The sequence below is a fragment of the Chryseobacterium taeanense genome, from assembly GCF_900099685.1.
GTDB classification, from domain to species: Bacteria; Bacteroidota; Bacteroidia; order Flavobacteriales; family Weeksellaceae; genus Chryseobacterium; species Chryseobacterium taeanense.
Genome location: NZ_FNDW01000001.1, coordinates 345,848 through 360,883 on the forward strand (window position 1 = coordinate 345,848; position 15,036 = coordinate 360,883).

Below are 15,036 nucleotides of genomic sequence, written 5' to 3' on the forward strand. Positions count from 1 at the left end.
TTATTTTTTTTGAGTTGTAATTATTTTTTTAAATTCCTGATAAACGATTGAGGCTACAGCTTTTGCGCCTTCCGGCTGAAAATGAGTGTTATCCTTTTGTCCTTTTGGATAGGCTTCATAGGTGTTTTCAGGGAAATTCATAAAGTAATGACTGGTGGTATAATCCTGACCTTTATGAGTGAAATATTCCATGGAAAGTTTGTTTAAATCAATCAATGGGATGTTCATTTCTTTAGCGACATCAATCGCAGCTTGCCAGTATTCTCCGTGTGCATTTTCCAGTTTGCCGTCCTTCCACGGATAATTTCTTGCGACTGGTGTAATAATAACCGGATTTGCTCCTTTCTGCTTTGTCTGAGTGGCAAATAACCGTAAAAATTCTTTATACCCCTGAATATTAACAAACCTTTCAGGATGCTTTTCTGAACTATCGTTATGTCCAAACTGCATCATCACGTAATCGCCGGGTTTCAGATATTCATACACATATCGCCATCTTCCTTCCTGGAAAAAAGTTCGCGTACTTCTTCCACCATGCGCCCGATCGATTATCATCACGGAATCTGTTGTTATAAATGGCTGAAGAAATTTCAGGCTGTCTTTCACAAAAAACGGCTGAAAAACCTGTCCCCAACCTGTAATCGGATAGCGAACTTTCATATAATCTTTTCCTGGTTCATAATCTCCTGTATAATCTGCCATCGTAGAATCTCCGATAAGATAAATACAAGTGATCTTTTTATTGTGTTTTGCTGATGCCTTCTGCAAACTGTTTTGTGAATGGCATGAGGACAACAGCAAAACGACAAATAAAAATGAAACTATATGGGGAGTTTTATTATTCATTGATGATTAAAAAATGTGATTTTTAGTTTTTAGTAACTCTAAACCAGTCGAAATCTGCATAACCGCCGCGAGGTGCTTTTGCTGTGCTGATACTGTACAAGCCGACTTTAGCACCGATCCACTTGCCAGGTTTTGCCTGAAAAATATCGCCGGCTTTTATGAAATTTTTCCCGTTTTCGCTGTAGCTGAACTGGCATAAACCGTTGGGTTCTTTTACAGTTACCTTTAAATAGGCTTCATTGCTTTTTAATTTTGTTTCAAATAAAACCTTTTCTTCCCCGCCTTTCTCTGCTTTTTCGGCTTTTCTCAGTTGTATATAAAATCCGTCAGGTTTATTCGTTATGACGAGAGAAGCGTGGTCTGTTCCCATAATTAGAAGCCCTGCGGTTTTTCCTTCTTTGGCATCTTCGGGAATTAATTTAACTTTTGTTATCGCTGTAAAATTCGGAGCCGGAAATTTCTGGGTTAATAAATTTGGAATGTTCCAAAGGTTTTTTTCACCTTCAGGAACCTTTATTGAAAACAGTCTTAAGAATTTTTGTCCCGGTAGTTTGGCTGACCAAACAATATTTTCATTAGCACTCCATTGCCATTGTAACCCTAGCTTTTCACCATCGAATTCATCTGTTTCAGGAGGTGAAACAACAGGATAAAATTTTCCAACGTTGGGTTTTTTATAGGTTAAAACCGGTTCACCGATTCCGTTTTTATTATTGTCAATTCCTATTACGGGCCAGTTGTTTTCCCATTTCATAGGCTGCAGATGAACGATTCTTCCATAAGTATCAACGTCCTGAAAATGATAAAACCAATCTTCCCCGGAAAGAGTATCTACCCAAGCTCCCTGATGAGGTCCGTTGATTTTGGTGGTACCTTGTTCGAGAACAATTTTTTCTTCATAAGGACCATAAATATTTTTTGACCGTAATACCAGTTGCCAGCCTGTAGCTACACCGCCCGCGGGTGCGAAAATATAATAATAGCCGTTTCTTTTATACATTTTAGGACCTTCTACAGTTGGATGCGCATCGTGACCATCAAAAATATGAATGCCTTTATCTAATACTTTTGTACCTTCTGGATTCATGGTGTTCAGGGTTAATATACTTTTTACTCCTGCGCGGCTTCCCGCCCAGCCATGAACGAGATAGGCATTGTTATTGTCGTCCCAGAACGGACAGGCATCAATCAGTCCTTTTCCTTCCATTACCAAAACAGGTTTTTCCCATTTTTTCAGAGGATCACTGGTTTTCACCATATAAATTCCGAAATCGGGATCACCCCAGTAAATATAAAATTCGCCTTTATGAAAACGGATGCTTGGTGCCCAGATTCCGTCGCCTCTTCTCGGAACGGAAAAATGTTCTGAGGGCAAAATATCCTCAACAACATAATTCACCAGATTCCAGTTAATCATATCTTTGGAATGAAGAATCGGCAATCCGGGAGCTTCATTGAAACTGGAAGCGGTCATATAAAAATCATTGCCGACACGAATTACATCAGGGTCTGAATAATCTGCATAAAGAACAGGGTTTTTATAATTTTTCCCCTGATCGGCAGTCCAGACTTCTGAAACGTAGTTTTTCTCCTGCGCATGGAAATCATTTGAAGCCGTCGAAAATATTGTGATTGCTGATATTATATTTAAAATGTTTTTTGTCTTCATACATCAGATTTTAACCTATTTTAAATGCAATTTAAATTCTCTGAATTACTACTGTTTTTCAAATTCTAAGCTTGCAAGGATAAAAGGTCCTGTTCCTTTCGGATCGTTAGAGCGTATTTCTTCGTTAATATAATATTCATAGGAGCCGCTTCGGTACGGATTTCCTCCTAAGCCTGCCACTGCACAACATTGATTAAGACTTACCATTCCATTTTTATCAACTGATATTAAATTTTTGAGAATACCTTCATATCCTTTTTTAGCATATTTTTTATAAAATTTAGGAAGATACTTCTTGTTGACAGATTTCATCATGGTGTAAACAAACATGGATGATCCGGTAGCTTCCAGGTAATTCCCTTTTTCGCTGCCTTTATCCAGAACCTGATACCAGAGTCCGGTTTGTCGATCCTGAACTTTAATCACCGCATCACAATAAGATTTCAGGTAAGAAATTATTCTTGCTCTTCCGGGATGATTTTGTGGGAGATAATCGAGGACATCTACCATTGCCATTCCGTACCAGCCCATTGCTCTTGACCAGAAGTTGGGAGACAGTCCTGTTTTTTTGTCGGCCCATTGTTGTTCTCTGCTTTCGTCCCAGGCATGATACAGCAGTCCTGTTTTTTGATCGAGAAGGTGTTTCTGGATAAGATCAAACTGATTAACAATATCATCATACGATTTCTCTGCCTCTTTACCTTTACTGAAAACACTGGTGTAGTGCGCATAGAAAGGTTCGCCCATATATAAGCCATCCAGCCACATCTGATTGGGATAGATTTTCTTGTGCCAAAATCCACCTTCTGAGGTTCTAGGTTGCCCGTCGATTTGCGAGCGAAGTGTCTGCAGGGCTTTTAGGTATTTTTCTTTTTTTTCTTTCTGATATAAATAAAGAAGAACATTTCCGCAATTCAGCATATCAATATTGTATTTTGAAAGGTCGTATGATATGATGCTGCCGTCTTCTTTCACCATTGTATCGCCGAATGTAGAGATGTAGTTGTAATATTCTTTATTGCCTGTTTGCTCGTAAATTTGTTCAGCACCTTCCAGAACAATTGCTGTCGGATAGCTCCATTTGGGAAATTTATTATAATCAAGCATCCATGCTTCAGGGAAACGTTTCATTTCGGAAAGAAGCATCCTTTGTGACCACGGAAGATTAGTGGGGATTTTTTCATTTATAACAGTTTTTGACTGGTTTTCTGAAGAATCACGTTTTACTGTTTTTGAGGCACAGGAAAAGAACACTCCTGCACATAGGGCGGTCAATGCGTAAATTTTAATATGAGTTTGAATAAAATTCATGCTGTTTTAAACTTTTAAAGTTGATATATTTGAAAGCTTTAATCTTGTTAATTACTTTAAAATTTTTCTAGGATTCCAGTTATCTTTTTCTCCTAAAATATTCTCAGGCGTATATTTTTTTGCTTCTGCCTGTGTCAGCTGATGCGACCATCCGGCTCTCTTGGATTTGTCTGCTCCGGCTCCTTTCGATTTGAATTCTGCATAAAAAGTTGTTTTCTCTGCATCCGGTTTATCCCAATTGTGCCATCCTTCAGGTTTGATTAATGAAGATAATTCACAGTTGATATACACCGTTTTGGCGAAAGGTCTCCACGGTCTTCCCAGATAGACTGATCGTTCCTTTGCATTTCCTGCTATTTGACAATTAATGAAAACGAATCCGAGACTGTTTTCCTTTGGCGTGGATGCAGCTGTAATATAGCTTGCCGTTTCTTTGGAATAGATCGTGCAGTCTTCAAAAACTGCGGTGCCGGCTCCGAAAATATAGTCGGTGGTACCTTCGATATAGCAGTTTTGAAAGTAACTCCTTGAAGGTTTTGATTTATCCGTTAAATCCTGAGCTCCTTTAAGGTATAAGGTGTCCTGATTTCCCAGGAACCTGCAATTTTGAAAGGCAATCTTATCTCCAGTCGTTAAAACTGCCACAGCTTGTCCGACTCTTCCTGCACTATTTTCAAATGAAATATTTTTCGCAGTAAAGTTATCAGCATAAATAAAGACTGTCGCTGATCCTGTGGTTCCGATGTTTTTTCCTTCCGGATTTTTTCTGGATGCAAAATCATCAAAGGTGATGAGTGTTTTTTCAGGGCTTTCACCTTCCAGCAAAATGGCTCCTTTAGTTTCTGGAATAATGATTTTTTCTTTATAAACTCCGGGTTTTATTAAAATTTTAGTTCTTCGAGAAGAAGCGTTTTCAACAGCGTTGACAGCTTCCTGCACAGTGAAAAAATTACCTTTTCCGTCCTTTGAAACCACGATTAATCTGTCGCCGGTTTTAAAAGAAAGAAAATGAAAGGTTGCTATCAGAATAGTTGAAAATAAGCTAAGATATTTTAAAAAAAAGGAGTTTTTCATTGAATCATTTTTGAATTAAAATACAGACTTCCTCCGTGTGGCAGAAGCCTGTATTTTTATATATGAATGTGAAGTTTTTCTCTAATATCCGTAATCCTGCGTAAGCTTATAATTAGAATTGATTACATCTGCTGCAATAGGCAGGAGCTCTTTTCTGTTGGGTTGGAAATAATACGCATAACTTTTTACAGGATCACCACTGATGTAGGGCTGTGTCATGGCCAGTCTCCAGTTTACTTTCGTGTATCCTGAAGGGGTGGAAACACTTTGATTCGGGCTGTAGAAAACATCAGCTTTTGCAATTCCGTTGAGATAGAAATCAATGTCTAAAACGTTTTGCTGTGCCGTTTTTGTAGGTACATAATTCGAAACACTCGAAGCTGGTTTTTTATAGAAAATATACTCCGGAACGTTGGTGTAAGCGCCTGTTCCGTTCATAAACTGGGTAAGTTTCTGTCTGGTTTCATTGATTTTTGTTTCCAGAAGATTCCAACGGATGAGGTCGTATTTTCTGAGTCCTTCACCTCCGAATTCCAGCATTCTTTCTTTTACGATGAAATTAAAAAATCCTGTTTTGTCGGTAGGAATTGTTCCCACCTGTCCCAGATTACCTGCGTAAGCTCTTTGTCTAACGGCCATCACCGCATTGATAGCTTCCTGAGACGGACCGTTGTGAATTTCATTATCGGCTTCAGCAAACATAAGAAGGATATCAGAATACCTTAATAAAGGCCAGTCGATTCCAAGGTTTTGGGAAGTTCCGGTGATGGAAGTCCACGATTTTCTGAATTTTCCGTCATTCCAGTTGATGGAAGTCTGAAGATCTGCCTGCTTTGAAGTATTGACCCTGAAAATGGCAATGTTTACATCTCTTCTCAAATCATATTTTGTAAACTCATAAAAATAAACAGGAATTGCATTAATCCCTCCAGAAGATTTCCAGTCTGTATCATCATGTCTCAGACCGTTATAATATCCGATTTTACTGTCTGTTCTTGAGTTTCCTCCAAATGCTCCGATGGCATAAATAATTTCGTTGGTTGCATCCGGAGTATTGGTATGTAATGATCTGAACAGTCCTTCATAGCTTGAATTCAGCTGATGCTGTCCGGAATTGATAATATCTTTACACTCGTCATACGCAATCTGATAGTATTTCTGCGGATTTGATCCCTGCATCATCATCTGCGGATTTCTTCTTAATGAATATCCAGCTCTTGCCAACGCTATTCTCGCTCTTAAACCTTTAACGGCGGCTTTGGAAATTCTCTGTGCAGTTGTATTTGCTTCAGATCTCCATGGAACAAGATCTTCTGCTTTCAGTAGATCGTCAAGAATTTTATCGTAAATAATATCTCTGTCTGTTTTAGCCAGGTAAAGATCCGGAAGATCGGCAGACGGAACATCCTGAAAAGGGACATCGCCCCAGTTTTTGATGAGATCATGGTAAAAGTGGGCTCTTAACGTAAGTGCTTCACCCAAATATCTGTTCATCAATTTTTTATCTGCTTCAGAACCTGTCTGCATAACTGGAGAAAGCGGAATGTTTTTTATCACAAGATTGGCTCTTTCGATCCCTGCATATGTATCCAAGAAAGGTCTTATAAGTTCTGTATTGGTAGGAATGGCACCGAAGCAGCTCACACCTCTTCTGTCGTTGGCGTTATAATCTCCGGATGTTCTCATATCGTCTCCCGATTGAGACAGAATAAGATTCATTCTCTGTCCGTAGGTATTATCACCCATGGTGGCATTGTAAACTCCGACTAAAGCAGAAAAAGTATCTGAAGCAGAGTCAAACTGTTGTTTTTCGGCGGTATTGGATAAGCTTTCTACATCCAGATACTCTTCACAGGAGTTGATGGAGATGAGTCCTGCAATGGAAAAAAGAATTGTTAAAAATTTATTTTTCTTCATAATATTAGATTTAAAAAGTGATATCAACTCCTGATAAAATGAATCTGCTACGCGGATAAGCGGCGTAATCTACACCAGGTGTTAATGGGTTTCTTCTTGTATTAGCTTCCGGATCATATCCTGAATATCCTGTGATGGTAAATACATTATTCATTGTAAAATACAATCTGAAATTTGAAAGTCCTAATTGCTTTGTGAAATCTTTTCCTAATGAATAACCGATTGTAAGGTTATTTAATCTAAGGAAAGAGCCGTCTTCAATAGCATACGAGTGTAGAAAATAGGCACCTGCAGGAGGAGTCCACATCGTGGTGTTGGCATTAAGTGCTGCCAGAGCTGCCGGATCATTTACTTTAACTCCGTTATCATCAAACCATCTCCAGCGGTCAGCTACCTCTACAAGCATATTGTTGTCTCTGTAAAGATACTGCGTGGAATATTCAATTTTATTCGCGTTGTACACTTTGTTTCCTACCGAGAAGTTGAACATTACGCTCATATCCCAGTTTTTATATCGGAATGTCTGGTTGAATCCACCATAGAATTTTGGTTGGGCGCTTCCCAGGTCAGTCATGTCATTATTGTCGATAACGCCATCTCCGTTCAGATCCTGTAGCTTCAGATCTCCGGGTTGTACCGGTTTTGCAGCGTTAGCGACTGCTGCGGAATTTGGAACACCTGTTTTCAAGGTGTAAACTTGTGTTGTTGGGTTATAATCAAAGTCGTTTATCTCATATCTTCCCGCTGTTACATATCCCCAGTAAGTGCCGACTGGTTTGCCTACCTGTACCAAAAAATCGTTCAGGTTGTTTTGCCATCCTGATGGGTAAAGATAATAATTGGAACTTGCAGAAGCATTATTTCCTAAACTTTTAATTGTATTTCTATTGGAAGAGATGTTGGCATCGATTTTCCAGGTAAAGTTTTCTTTATTGATGATGGCACTTCCGATGGAGAATTCGATACCTTTGTTTTCTGTACTTCCGGAATTCTGGAACTGATATTCGTATCCTAAATTCTGAGGTATTTTTGCCAGCAGCAAAAGATCTTTCGTGTCAGTCTGGTAAACATCCAGAGAACCGTATACTTTCCCTTTAAACAAGCCGAAATCCAGACCTGCATTTTTTGAAGATGCCGATTCCCATTTTACTCTTGGGTTAGACATGATATTTCCGGTGGTAGCACCAGGCGTTACATTGCTACCGAACGCATATCCGTAATCAGAGGATGTGGTGAAGAACGTATCGTATAAAAAGGCCTTGATCCTGTTATTCCCAGAAAGACCGTAGCCGGCACGCAGCTTAAGTTCGCTGATGACTCTGCTTTCTTTCAGGAAATTTTCTTCATTGATCTTCCATGCCAGAGAAGCTGCCGGGAAGTATCCCCATCTATTTCCGGGACCAAAAATACTGGAGCCGTCTATCCTCATGGATGCCGTTAAGATATATTTATTTCTAAAGATATAGTTGGCTCTTCCGAAAAAGGACACGATTCTGTCCGGCAGTACTTCTGTTCTGGGATTATCCTGAACCAATCCTGAAGGCGGAGTGGCTGACTGGATGTTGGCAAATGCTTCCTGTGGGCTGATTGATTTCGGAAGCCATTTGATATTCATTGTTAACGATTCAGCATCGGTTTTTACGGTTTCCTGTCCCAGAAGGAAATCTACTTTATGCTCACCATATGTTTTTCTGAAATTTAAAGTATTGGTATTGGTAATCCGTCTTGATTGTGTTCTACTTAAAAAAACAACCGGCTGGTCATTATTTTGTCTTGCAAGACTGGTTATGGTCCCTGAAAACTGATTCACAAATTCATCCCGCTGGACATAGCCAATCACACTTCTGAAAGTGAAATCTTTATTAATCTTATATTCTAAAGTTCCGTTTAGCAAAAGATCATTTCTTCCATTCTCTTTAACTTCTTCATTCGCTAAAAGAACTGGGTTTACGAGATTCGTTTCATTGGCAAATAGCGGGTCAAACTCATCTATATTTATAGCAGGACCTCCTTCAAATGGCTGATATCTTACAGCATTTCTCAATCGGTTGGTGCTTTGTGAACCTGTAGACGATGTCCCTGCTCCAAATATCGTCTGCCTGCTGTATCTTGCATTAAGCGTTACCGAAAGTTTTTTGGAAATATCATAGTCATATTTAAAATTGGCCATATTTCTTTTAAAGCCGGAACCAATCATAATTCCGTCTTCCTGAATATTATTTAAAGATAATGAGAACGATGAATTATCAGAACCTCCTGTAACGGACAGATTATGCGTAAAGTTGAAGGCTTCTCTGCCGAAAACTTCATCCTGCCAGTCTATTTTCTTTAGATTTCCGTAGTTTTTACTGATATCCTGAAAAGTTCCGTATCTTGTATTAAATGCATCAATATCTGTCTGTACGCCACCTTTGTTGTAAATTTCGTACTGATATAAAACATATTGGTAAGGATCCAGTACATCAATAGTTTTCTGAATCTTTCTTACGCCTAAAAATCCGTTGTAATTGATCGAGGTTTTGGCTCTTTTACGTCCTCCTTTGGTGGTAATCAGAACAACCCCGTTGGCTCCTCTGGCTCCATAGATACTGGTGGAAGAAGCGTCTTTCAGAACTTCTATCGATTCAATTTCTTTGGGTGATAAAATAGATAACGCATTATCCATCTGAACCCCATCTACTATATAAAGAGGTGCATTACTGCCGGTAATAGAATTACCTCCTCTTATCACAATATCTACATCTGCTCCCGGAGATCCTTCGCTCAGAGAGACCTGCACCCCGGCCAGACGACCCTGAATTGCTTCTGCTGCATTGGTAGAAGGCATGTCTTTTATGGCATCACCTTTCACAGAAGAAACGGCGTTGGTAACGTCTTTTTTAGAAACTTTGGTATAGCCCACCAATACCACTTCATCGATCTTGGTTTCTTTTTCCTTTTTGGTTTCTTTTTCTTGAGCCATTGCAAGGACAGGAAGCAGAAAAACAGTTAAATATAACCACTTTACTGATTGTACTTTTTTATCCATTTTGTATCCTTATAGTTTTAGTTTGGTTGAAAGTTTTTTTCGATTTTCGTTTTTTTTTGGATTTTAAGTATTCTATTTTTTTAGTGGAAAATATTTTTTAAAGCTTACGTTTATCATAGTGCAATCGATTGCGTAATTTTTTACAAAAATATCTTGGCTTCTAAACTAATATTATTTTTCAATATGCAAAGAAAAAAATATTATTTTTTCATTAATTCGGATTAATAAATTATTCAGATTAAAAATTTATTTGGATGTAAGTTTTTGAAAGTTAGTTTGTTGTTGTTTAATTGGTAACTTGGTAGCTTTATTAAAAAATAGTTATAAAAGTTATGTTTTCATTAATTTTTGTCTTAAAATTTAATTAAAATTCTATCTTTTTATGTTAAAAAAAATTACCAAAACTTAGAGTGAGAATTAAAATTTAAGATATTTTAGTGATTTATATCATATTTTTTTCATGATTTGAGAGATGCTTTTTTTACAACAATATTCAAATTGGTAATATAAATAGTGAATAATAGAAATCTAAATAATTTTATCCATTTTGATATGCAAACAAATACATATTTTCTGGCATGATTTTATATTTCAGCAACGGCTTACTATTAATTTTGGTTAATATTCCCGTACAGATTCTTCTTTTTTTGAGGATTAATTTTTTTAATATTTTATTTTATTATTTTGAAAATCAAATGATTAAAAAATTAAATTAAATTTTTGTTAACGAGTTAAATAATAATTATATATTTATCCCAACAAGTATTTCTACAAATTTTAGTGTAATTTTATGCAATCGATTACGCAATGTTTAACAGGTTTTGATAAAACCACAAAAAGAAAAAAAGAAGTATGGCAAAATCAGAATTCCGATACGCCCATCATCCTGAAGATGTAAAAAAATATACAACTGAAGATTTAAGAAGGGAGTTTCTTATCAATGATTTATTTAATGAAGATCAGGTAAAATTAGTTTACTCTATGTACGACAGGCTTATTGTAGGCGGTATTATGCCTTCAACAAAAGCGCTAAAACTGGAACCAACCGATGACCTCAAAGCTCAGTATTTTCTAGACAGAAGAGAGCTGGGGATCATCAACGTCGGTGGTGCCGGAAAAGTAACAGTTGATGGCGAAGTCTATGAACTGGGCAATAAAGAAGCTTTATATATCGGAAAAGGTGCAAAGGAGATTATTTTTGAAAAGTCAGGCGTTGCACAGCCTTACTTTTACATCAATTCTGCGCCGGCACATCATACGTATCCGAATAAAAAGATTACAAAAAATGAAGCCGAAATTGTAGAATTAGGTGAAGAAAAATATGCCAACAAACGTACGATCAATAAGCTAATTGTAAACTCTGTTTTGGAAACCTGCCAGCTTCAGATGGGGATGACAGAACTTCATCCGGGAAGCGTCTGGAATACAATGCCGGCGCATACCCATACCAGAAGAATGGAAGCCTATTTTTATTTTGATCTGGAAGAAGGACAGACCGTAAGCCACTTTATGGGCCAACCTCATGAAACACGTCATATTTTTATGACCAACAGACAGGCGGTATTATCTCCCGAATGGTCTATTCATTCAGGAGTAGGAACTTCCAATTATACTTTTATCTGGGGAATGGCCGGTGAAAATATGGATTATGGCGATATGGATGGTATCAAAACTAACGAACTAAAGTAATTTTTCTAAATGAATTTATTTGATTTATCCGGTAAAGTTGCCGTCGTTACAGGAGGCACGCACGGATTAGGGATGGCAATGGCAGAAGGCCTTGCTGCTGCAGGCGCTGAATTGGCAATCACGAGTACGACACCATCAAAATTGGAGGAAGCTTTAAAACATTATCATTCTAAAGGATACAAGGCGACCGGATATCTTTTTGACGTGACAGATGAGCTGGAAGCCGCTCAGAAAGTAGCTCTTATGGAAGCTACTCACGGAAAAATAGACATCCTGATCAACAATGCGGGAATCATCAAACGTATTCCGGCGATTGACATGGAGATAGAAGACTTTAGAAAAGTAATTGATGTAGATCTTACAGGACCTTTTATCATGTCCAAATTAGTCGGAAAATATATGATTAAAAGAAAATCAGGAAAGATCATCAACATCTGCTCGATGATGAGTGAGCTGGGTCGCGACAATGTAGTAGCATACGCTTCTGCGAAAGGCGGACTGAAAATGCTTACCAAAAATCTTGCAACAGAATGGGCGAAACATAATATTCAGGTAAACGGAATCGGACCCGGATATTTTGCAACGTCACAAACAGAACCAATCAGGGTGGATGGAAATCCATTCAATGATTTTATCATCAGCAGAACTCCTGAAGGAAGATGGGGAAATCCGGAAGACCTTGCAGGAACGGCAATTTTCCTGGCATCAGACGCAAGTAAGTTTATCAACGGACAAATTATTTACGTTGATGGCGGAATTCTGGCAACCATCGGAAAACCTGCTAATGAATAACAACAGAATCAGACTAGAATGAAACCTTTTATAACAGATCAATTTTTATTACAGAATAAATACGCAGAAGAATTATATTTCAGATTTGCGGAAAAACAACCCATTATTGATTATCATAATCATTTAACTCCTAAAGATATTGCTGAAGATACTGTTTTCGGGAATATCTCTAAAGTTTGGATTGCCGGCGACCATTACAAATGGAGAGCGATGCGTACATTAGGCGTAAACGAAAAATTCATCACGGGAGATGCTTCGGATAAAGAAAAATTTGAGGCTTGGGCAAAAACAGTTCCCTATACCTTAAGAAATCCTTTGTATCACTGGACGCATTTGGAATTAAAAAGATACTTCGGAATCGATGAATTGCTAAATGCAGACAATGCAGCAGAAATTTACGAAAACATCACGGCACAGCTTCAGACACCTGAAAAGTCGACAAGAGGTTTATTGAAAATGATGAATATAGAATCTCTGTGTACAACGGAAGATCCTTTAGATAATTTAAACTATCATCAGGATTTAGCAAAAAGCGATTTCAGTATTAAAGTAAGCACGGCTTTCCGTCCTGATAAAGCAATTTTAATTGAAAACCACAACTTTGCAGACTATATTTCAAAACTAGGCGAATCTGCGGAAATTGAAATTAATTCTTACCAGACTTTATGTGATGCTTTATTAAAAAGAATCGAATATTTCCATGAAAACGGATGCAGACTATGCGACCACGGATTAAACAATATTTCTTTTGAAGAAGCTTCAGAAGCCGAAGTCAATGCCATTTTTGAAGATAAATTAAATGGAAAAGTGATCGCCGAAAAGCAGGTAAATCAATTCAAAACAGCAATTTTATTATTCCTAGGTGAAGCTTACCACAAATACGGATGGGTTCAGCAGTTCCATTTGGGAGCATTGAGAAATAATAACGAAAGAATGCACAGAATTCTAGGTCCTGATACAGGATGGGACTCTATCGGAGATTTTGTGCAGGCCGAAACTTTGTCTAAATTATTAAATGCTTTAGACGGGAGAGATAAATTAACTAAAACCATTTTATATAATTTAAATCCTGCCGACAACGAAATTTTTGCAACAATGATCGGGAATTTCAATGACGGGAGTATCAAAGGAAAAGTACAGTTCGGTTCCGGATGGTGGTTCCTCGATCAGAAAGACGGCATGATTAAACAGATGAACGCTCTTTCCAATATGGGATTAATCAGTTGTTTCGTAGGAATGCTGACGGATTCCAGAAGTTTCCTTTCTTTCCCAAGACACGAATATTTCAGAAGAGTACTGTGTAATTTGTTCGGTGAAGAAATGAAAAACGGCGAATTACCGGACGATATGGAGCACGTAGGAAAAATTATTTCCGATATCTGTTACCATAATGCTAAAAATTATTTTGATTTTTAATTGAATAAAAAATTCGCTCAGATTGAGCAGATTATGGATATCTTTTTTAATACAATCATCTGCAAAATTTGCTAAATCTGCGAGAGATAAAAATAAAATTTACCTTGAAATAAAGGTTAATTAAAACTATGAGCAACAAAATTGTCACTTTCGGAGAAATCATCATGCGACTTTCGCCACCCGGAAACAGAACGATGAAGCAGAGCCACGAAATAGAATTCTTTTTTGGAGGAACAGAGCTGAACGTAGCGTCTTCATTAGCAACCATGGGCTGTGATGTGAAGCATATAAGCTGTGTTTCTGATGATTTTGTAGGAGAATCTGCTTTGTCTTTCATTAAAAGTTTTGGGATTGATACCGCTTTTATTTCTAAAAATGAGCATCCTTTAGGCTTATATTTTCTGGAAGTAGGATCATCAGTTCGGGCAAGCAGAATTGCTTACAACAGACTGAACGGTTCTTTTGCGAATATTCAACCTGAAAATATAGACTGGAAAAAAGCACTTGAAGGCTGTAAATATTTCCATTGGACAGGCATTAGCCCGGGAATTTCCAAAGCGGCTTATGAAACCTTGAAAGAAGGGTTGCAAACCGCACGCAGACTGGGAATTGAAGTGACAACCGATCCTGCTTACCGTTCCAATCTCTGGAAATATGGTAAAAACGGAAATGAAATTTTAAAAGAATTGGTCTCTTATTCCACAATTTTCATCGGTGGAGTCAATGAGATTAATGAAATTCTAGGAACTCAGTTTTCATCAGATAAAAACGGTTTTTTGGAAGCTTGTGAAGAATTAAAAAAGCAATGCCCATCAATTCATAAAATTTTCGATAAAATCAGAATTGGAGTTACGGCAAGTTCTCAGCAAACGCAGGGAAGAGCTTTGGTCAACGGAAATTATTTTGAAACTAAATTTTTAGAAATAGATCAAGTTGTCGACAGAATCGGAACGGGAGATGCTTTTGCTGCAGGTTTAATTTATGGCTTGAAAAACTTCGATGACGAGAAAGCCCTTCATTTCGCCAACGCCGCTTGTGCCATCAAACACACCATTTTAGGAGACATCAACTATTGCAGCGCAGAAGATATTCTCGAAGTAATGGCCGGAAATTCTGGAGGACGAATAAAAAGGTAGCTTCTGGCTGTTAGCTTTTGGCAAATGGCTTTTAGCGAATGCATATTCAATTAGAAAATAGCGGACATTGCTGAGTGAAACGCCTTTGCGAACGAAAAATATACATCGAGCTTTAAAAGAAAATCTTTGTGCACTTTGCGTTAAAAGAATACAGCACA

At 37.8% G+C, this 15,036-nt stretch carries 10 protein-coding genes; 4 read left to right on the forward strand and 6 right to left on the reverse strand.

Annotated features, from left to right (window positions below; translation table 11 throughout):
* The 6 genes from BLR30_RS01575 to BLR30_RS01600 all read right to left on the reverse strand — a co-directional run bounded on the left by BLR30_RS01575 (position 1) and on the right by BLR30_RS01600 (position 9,845).
* The gene (locus BLR30_RS01575; RefSeq protein WP_228400679.1) at positions 1–768 is read right to left on the reverse strand and encodes a rhamnogalacturonan acetylesterase; all 768 of its coding nucleotides are present in this window, start codon (positions 766–768) and stop codon (positions 1–3) included.
* Between the two features lie 100 nt (positions 769–868).
* Positions 869–2,515 (reverse strand): glycoside hydrolase family 43 protein, encoded by a 1,647-nt coding sequence (locus BLR30_RS01580; protein WP_089853698.1) that lies wholly within the window; start codon positions 2,513–2,515, stop codon positions 869–871.
* A gap of 48 nt (positions 2,516–2,563) precedes the next feature.
* Positions 2,564–3,826, reverse strand: a complete 1,263-nt coding sequence (locus BLR30_RS01585; RefSeq protein ID WP_089853701.1) for a glycoside hydrolase family 88/105 protein — start codon at positions 3,824–3,826, stop codon at positions 2,564–2,566.
* 51 nt (positions 3,827–3,877) lie between these two features.
* Positions 3,878–4,900 (reverse strand): pectinesterase family protein, encoded by a 1,023-nt coding sequence (locus tag BLR30_RS01590; RefSeq protein WP_089853704.1) that lies wholly within the window; start codon positions 4,898–4,900, stop codon positions 3,878–3,880.
* Positions 4,901–4,981: 81 nt separating this feature from the next.
* A complete protein-coding gene (locus BLR30_RS01595; RefSeq protein ID WP_089853707.1) occupies positions 4,982–6,817 on the reverse strand; it encodes a RagB/SusD family nutrient uptake outer membrane protein in 1,836 nt (611 codons plus the stop codon).
* Positions 6,818–6,827: 10 nt separating this feature from the next.
* Positions 6,828–9,845 (reverse strand): SusC/RagA family TonB-linked outer membrane protein, encoded by a 3,018-nt coding sequence (locus BLR30_RS01600; protein ID WP_089853710.1) that lies wholly within the window; start codon positions 9,843–9,845, stop codon positions 6,828–6,830.
* 852 nt (positions 9,846–10,697) lie between these two features.
* Here BLR30_RS01600 and kduI point away from each other — a divergent pair.
* From kduI to BLR30_RS01620, 4 genes are all read left to right on the forward strand, one after another.
* Positions 10,698–11,534, forward strand: coding sequence for a 5-dehydro-4-deoxy-D-glucuronate isomerase (kduI, locus tag BLR30_RS01605; RefSeq protein WP_089853713.1), 837 nt, complete (start codon positions 10,698–10,700; stop codon positions 11,532–11,534).
* Between the two features lie 9 nt (positions 11,535–11,543).
* Entirely contained in the window at positions 11,544–12,326 is a 783-nt protein-coding gene (locus tag BLR30_RS01610) for a gluconate 5-dehydrogenase (protein WP_089853716.1), read from the forward strand.
* Between the two features lie 18 nt (positions 12,327–12,344).
* Positions 12,345–13,742, forward strand: a complete 1,398-nt coding sequence (uxaC, locus tag BLR30_RS01615) for a glucuronate isomerase (RefSeq protein WP_089853719.1) — start codon at positions 12,345–12,347, stop codon at positions 13,740–13,742.
* 128 nt (positions 13,743–13,870) lie between these two features.
* Positions 13,871–14,878 (forward strand): sugar kinase, encoded by a 1,008-nt coding sequence (locus tag BLR30_RS01620; RefSeq protein ID WP_089853722.1) that lies wholly within the window; start codon positions 13,871–13,873, stop codon positions 14,876–14,878.
* Positions 14,879–15,036 lie beyond the last annotated feature (158 nt).

Excerpts from the sequence above, each read along its gene's own strand:
- BLR30_RS01620 (WP_089853722.1), top strand. The coding sequence starts at position 13,871 with ATGAGCAACAAAATTGTCACTTTCGGAGAAATCATCATGCGACTTTCG.
- BLR30_RS01580 (WP_089853698.1), bottom strand. The coding sequence starts at position 2,515 with ATGAAGACAAAAAACATTTTAAATATAATATCAGCAATCACAATATTT.
- kduI (WP_089853713.1), top strand. The coding sequence starts at position 10,698 with ATGGCAAAATCAGAATTCCGATACGCCCATCATCCTGAAGATGTAAAA.
- BLR30_RS01595 (WP_089853707.1), bottom strand. The coding sequence starts at position 6,817 with ATGAAGAAAAATAAATTTTTAACAATTCTTTTTTCCATTGCAGGACTC.
- BLR30_RS01585 (WP_089853701.1), bottom strand. The coding sequence starts at position 3,826 with ATGAATTTTATTCAAACTCATATTAAAATTTACGCATTGACCGCCCTA.
- BLR30_RS01590 (WP_089853704.1), bottom strand. The coding sequence starts at position 4,900 with ATGAAAAACTCCTTTTTTTTAAAATATCTTAGCTTATTTTCAACTATT.
- BLR30_RS01610 (WP_089853716.1), top strand. The coding sequence starts at position 11,544 with ATGAATTTATTTGATTTATCCGGTAAAGTTGCCGTCGTTACAGGAGGC.
- uxaC (WP_089853719.1), top strand. The coding sequence starts at position 12,345 with ATGAAACCTTTTATAACAGATCAATTTTTATTACAGAATAAATACGCA.
- BLR30_RS01600 (WP_089853710.1), bottom strand. The coding sequence starts at position 9,845 with ATGGATAAAAAAGTACAATCAGTAAAGTGGTTATATTTAACTGTTTTT.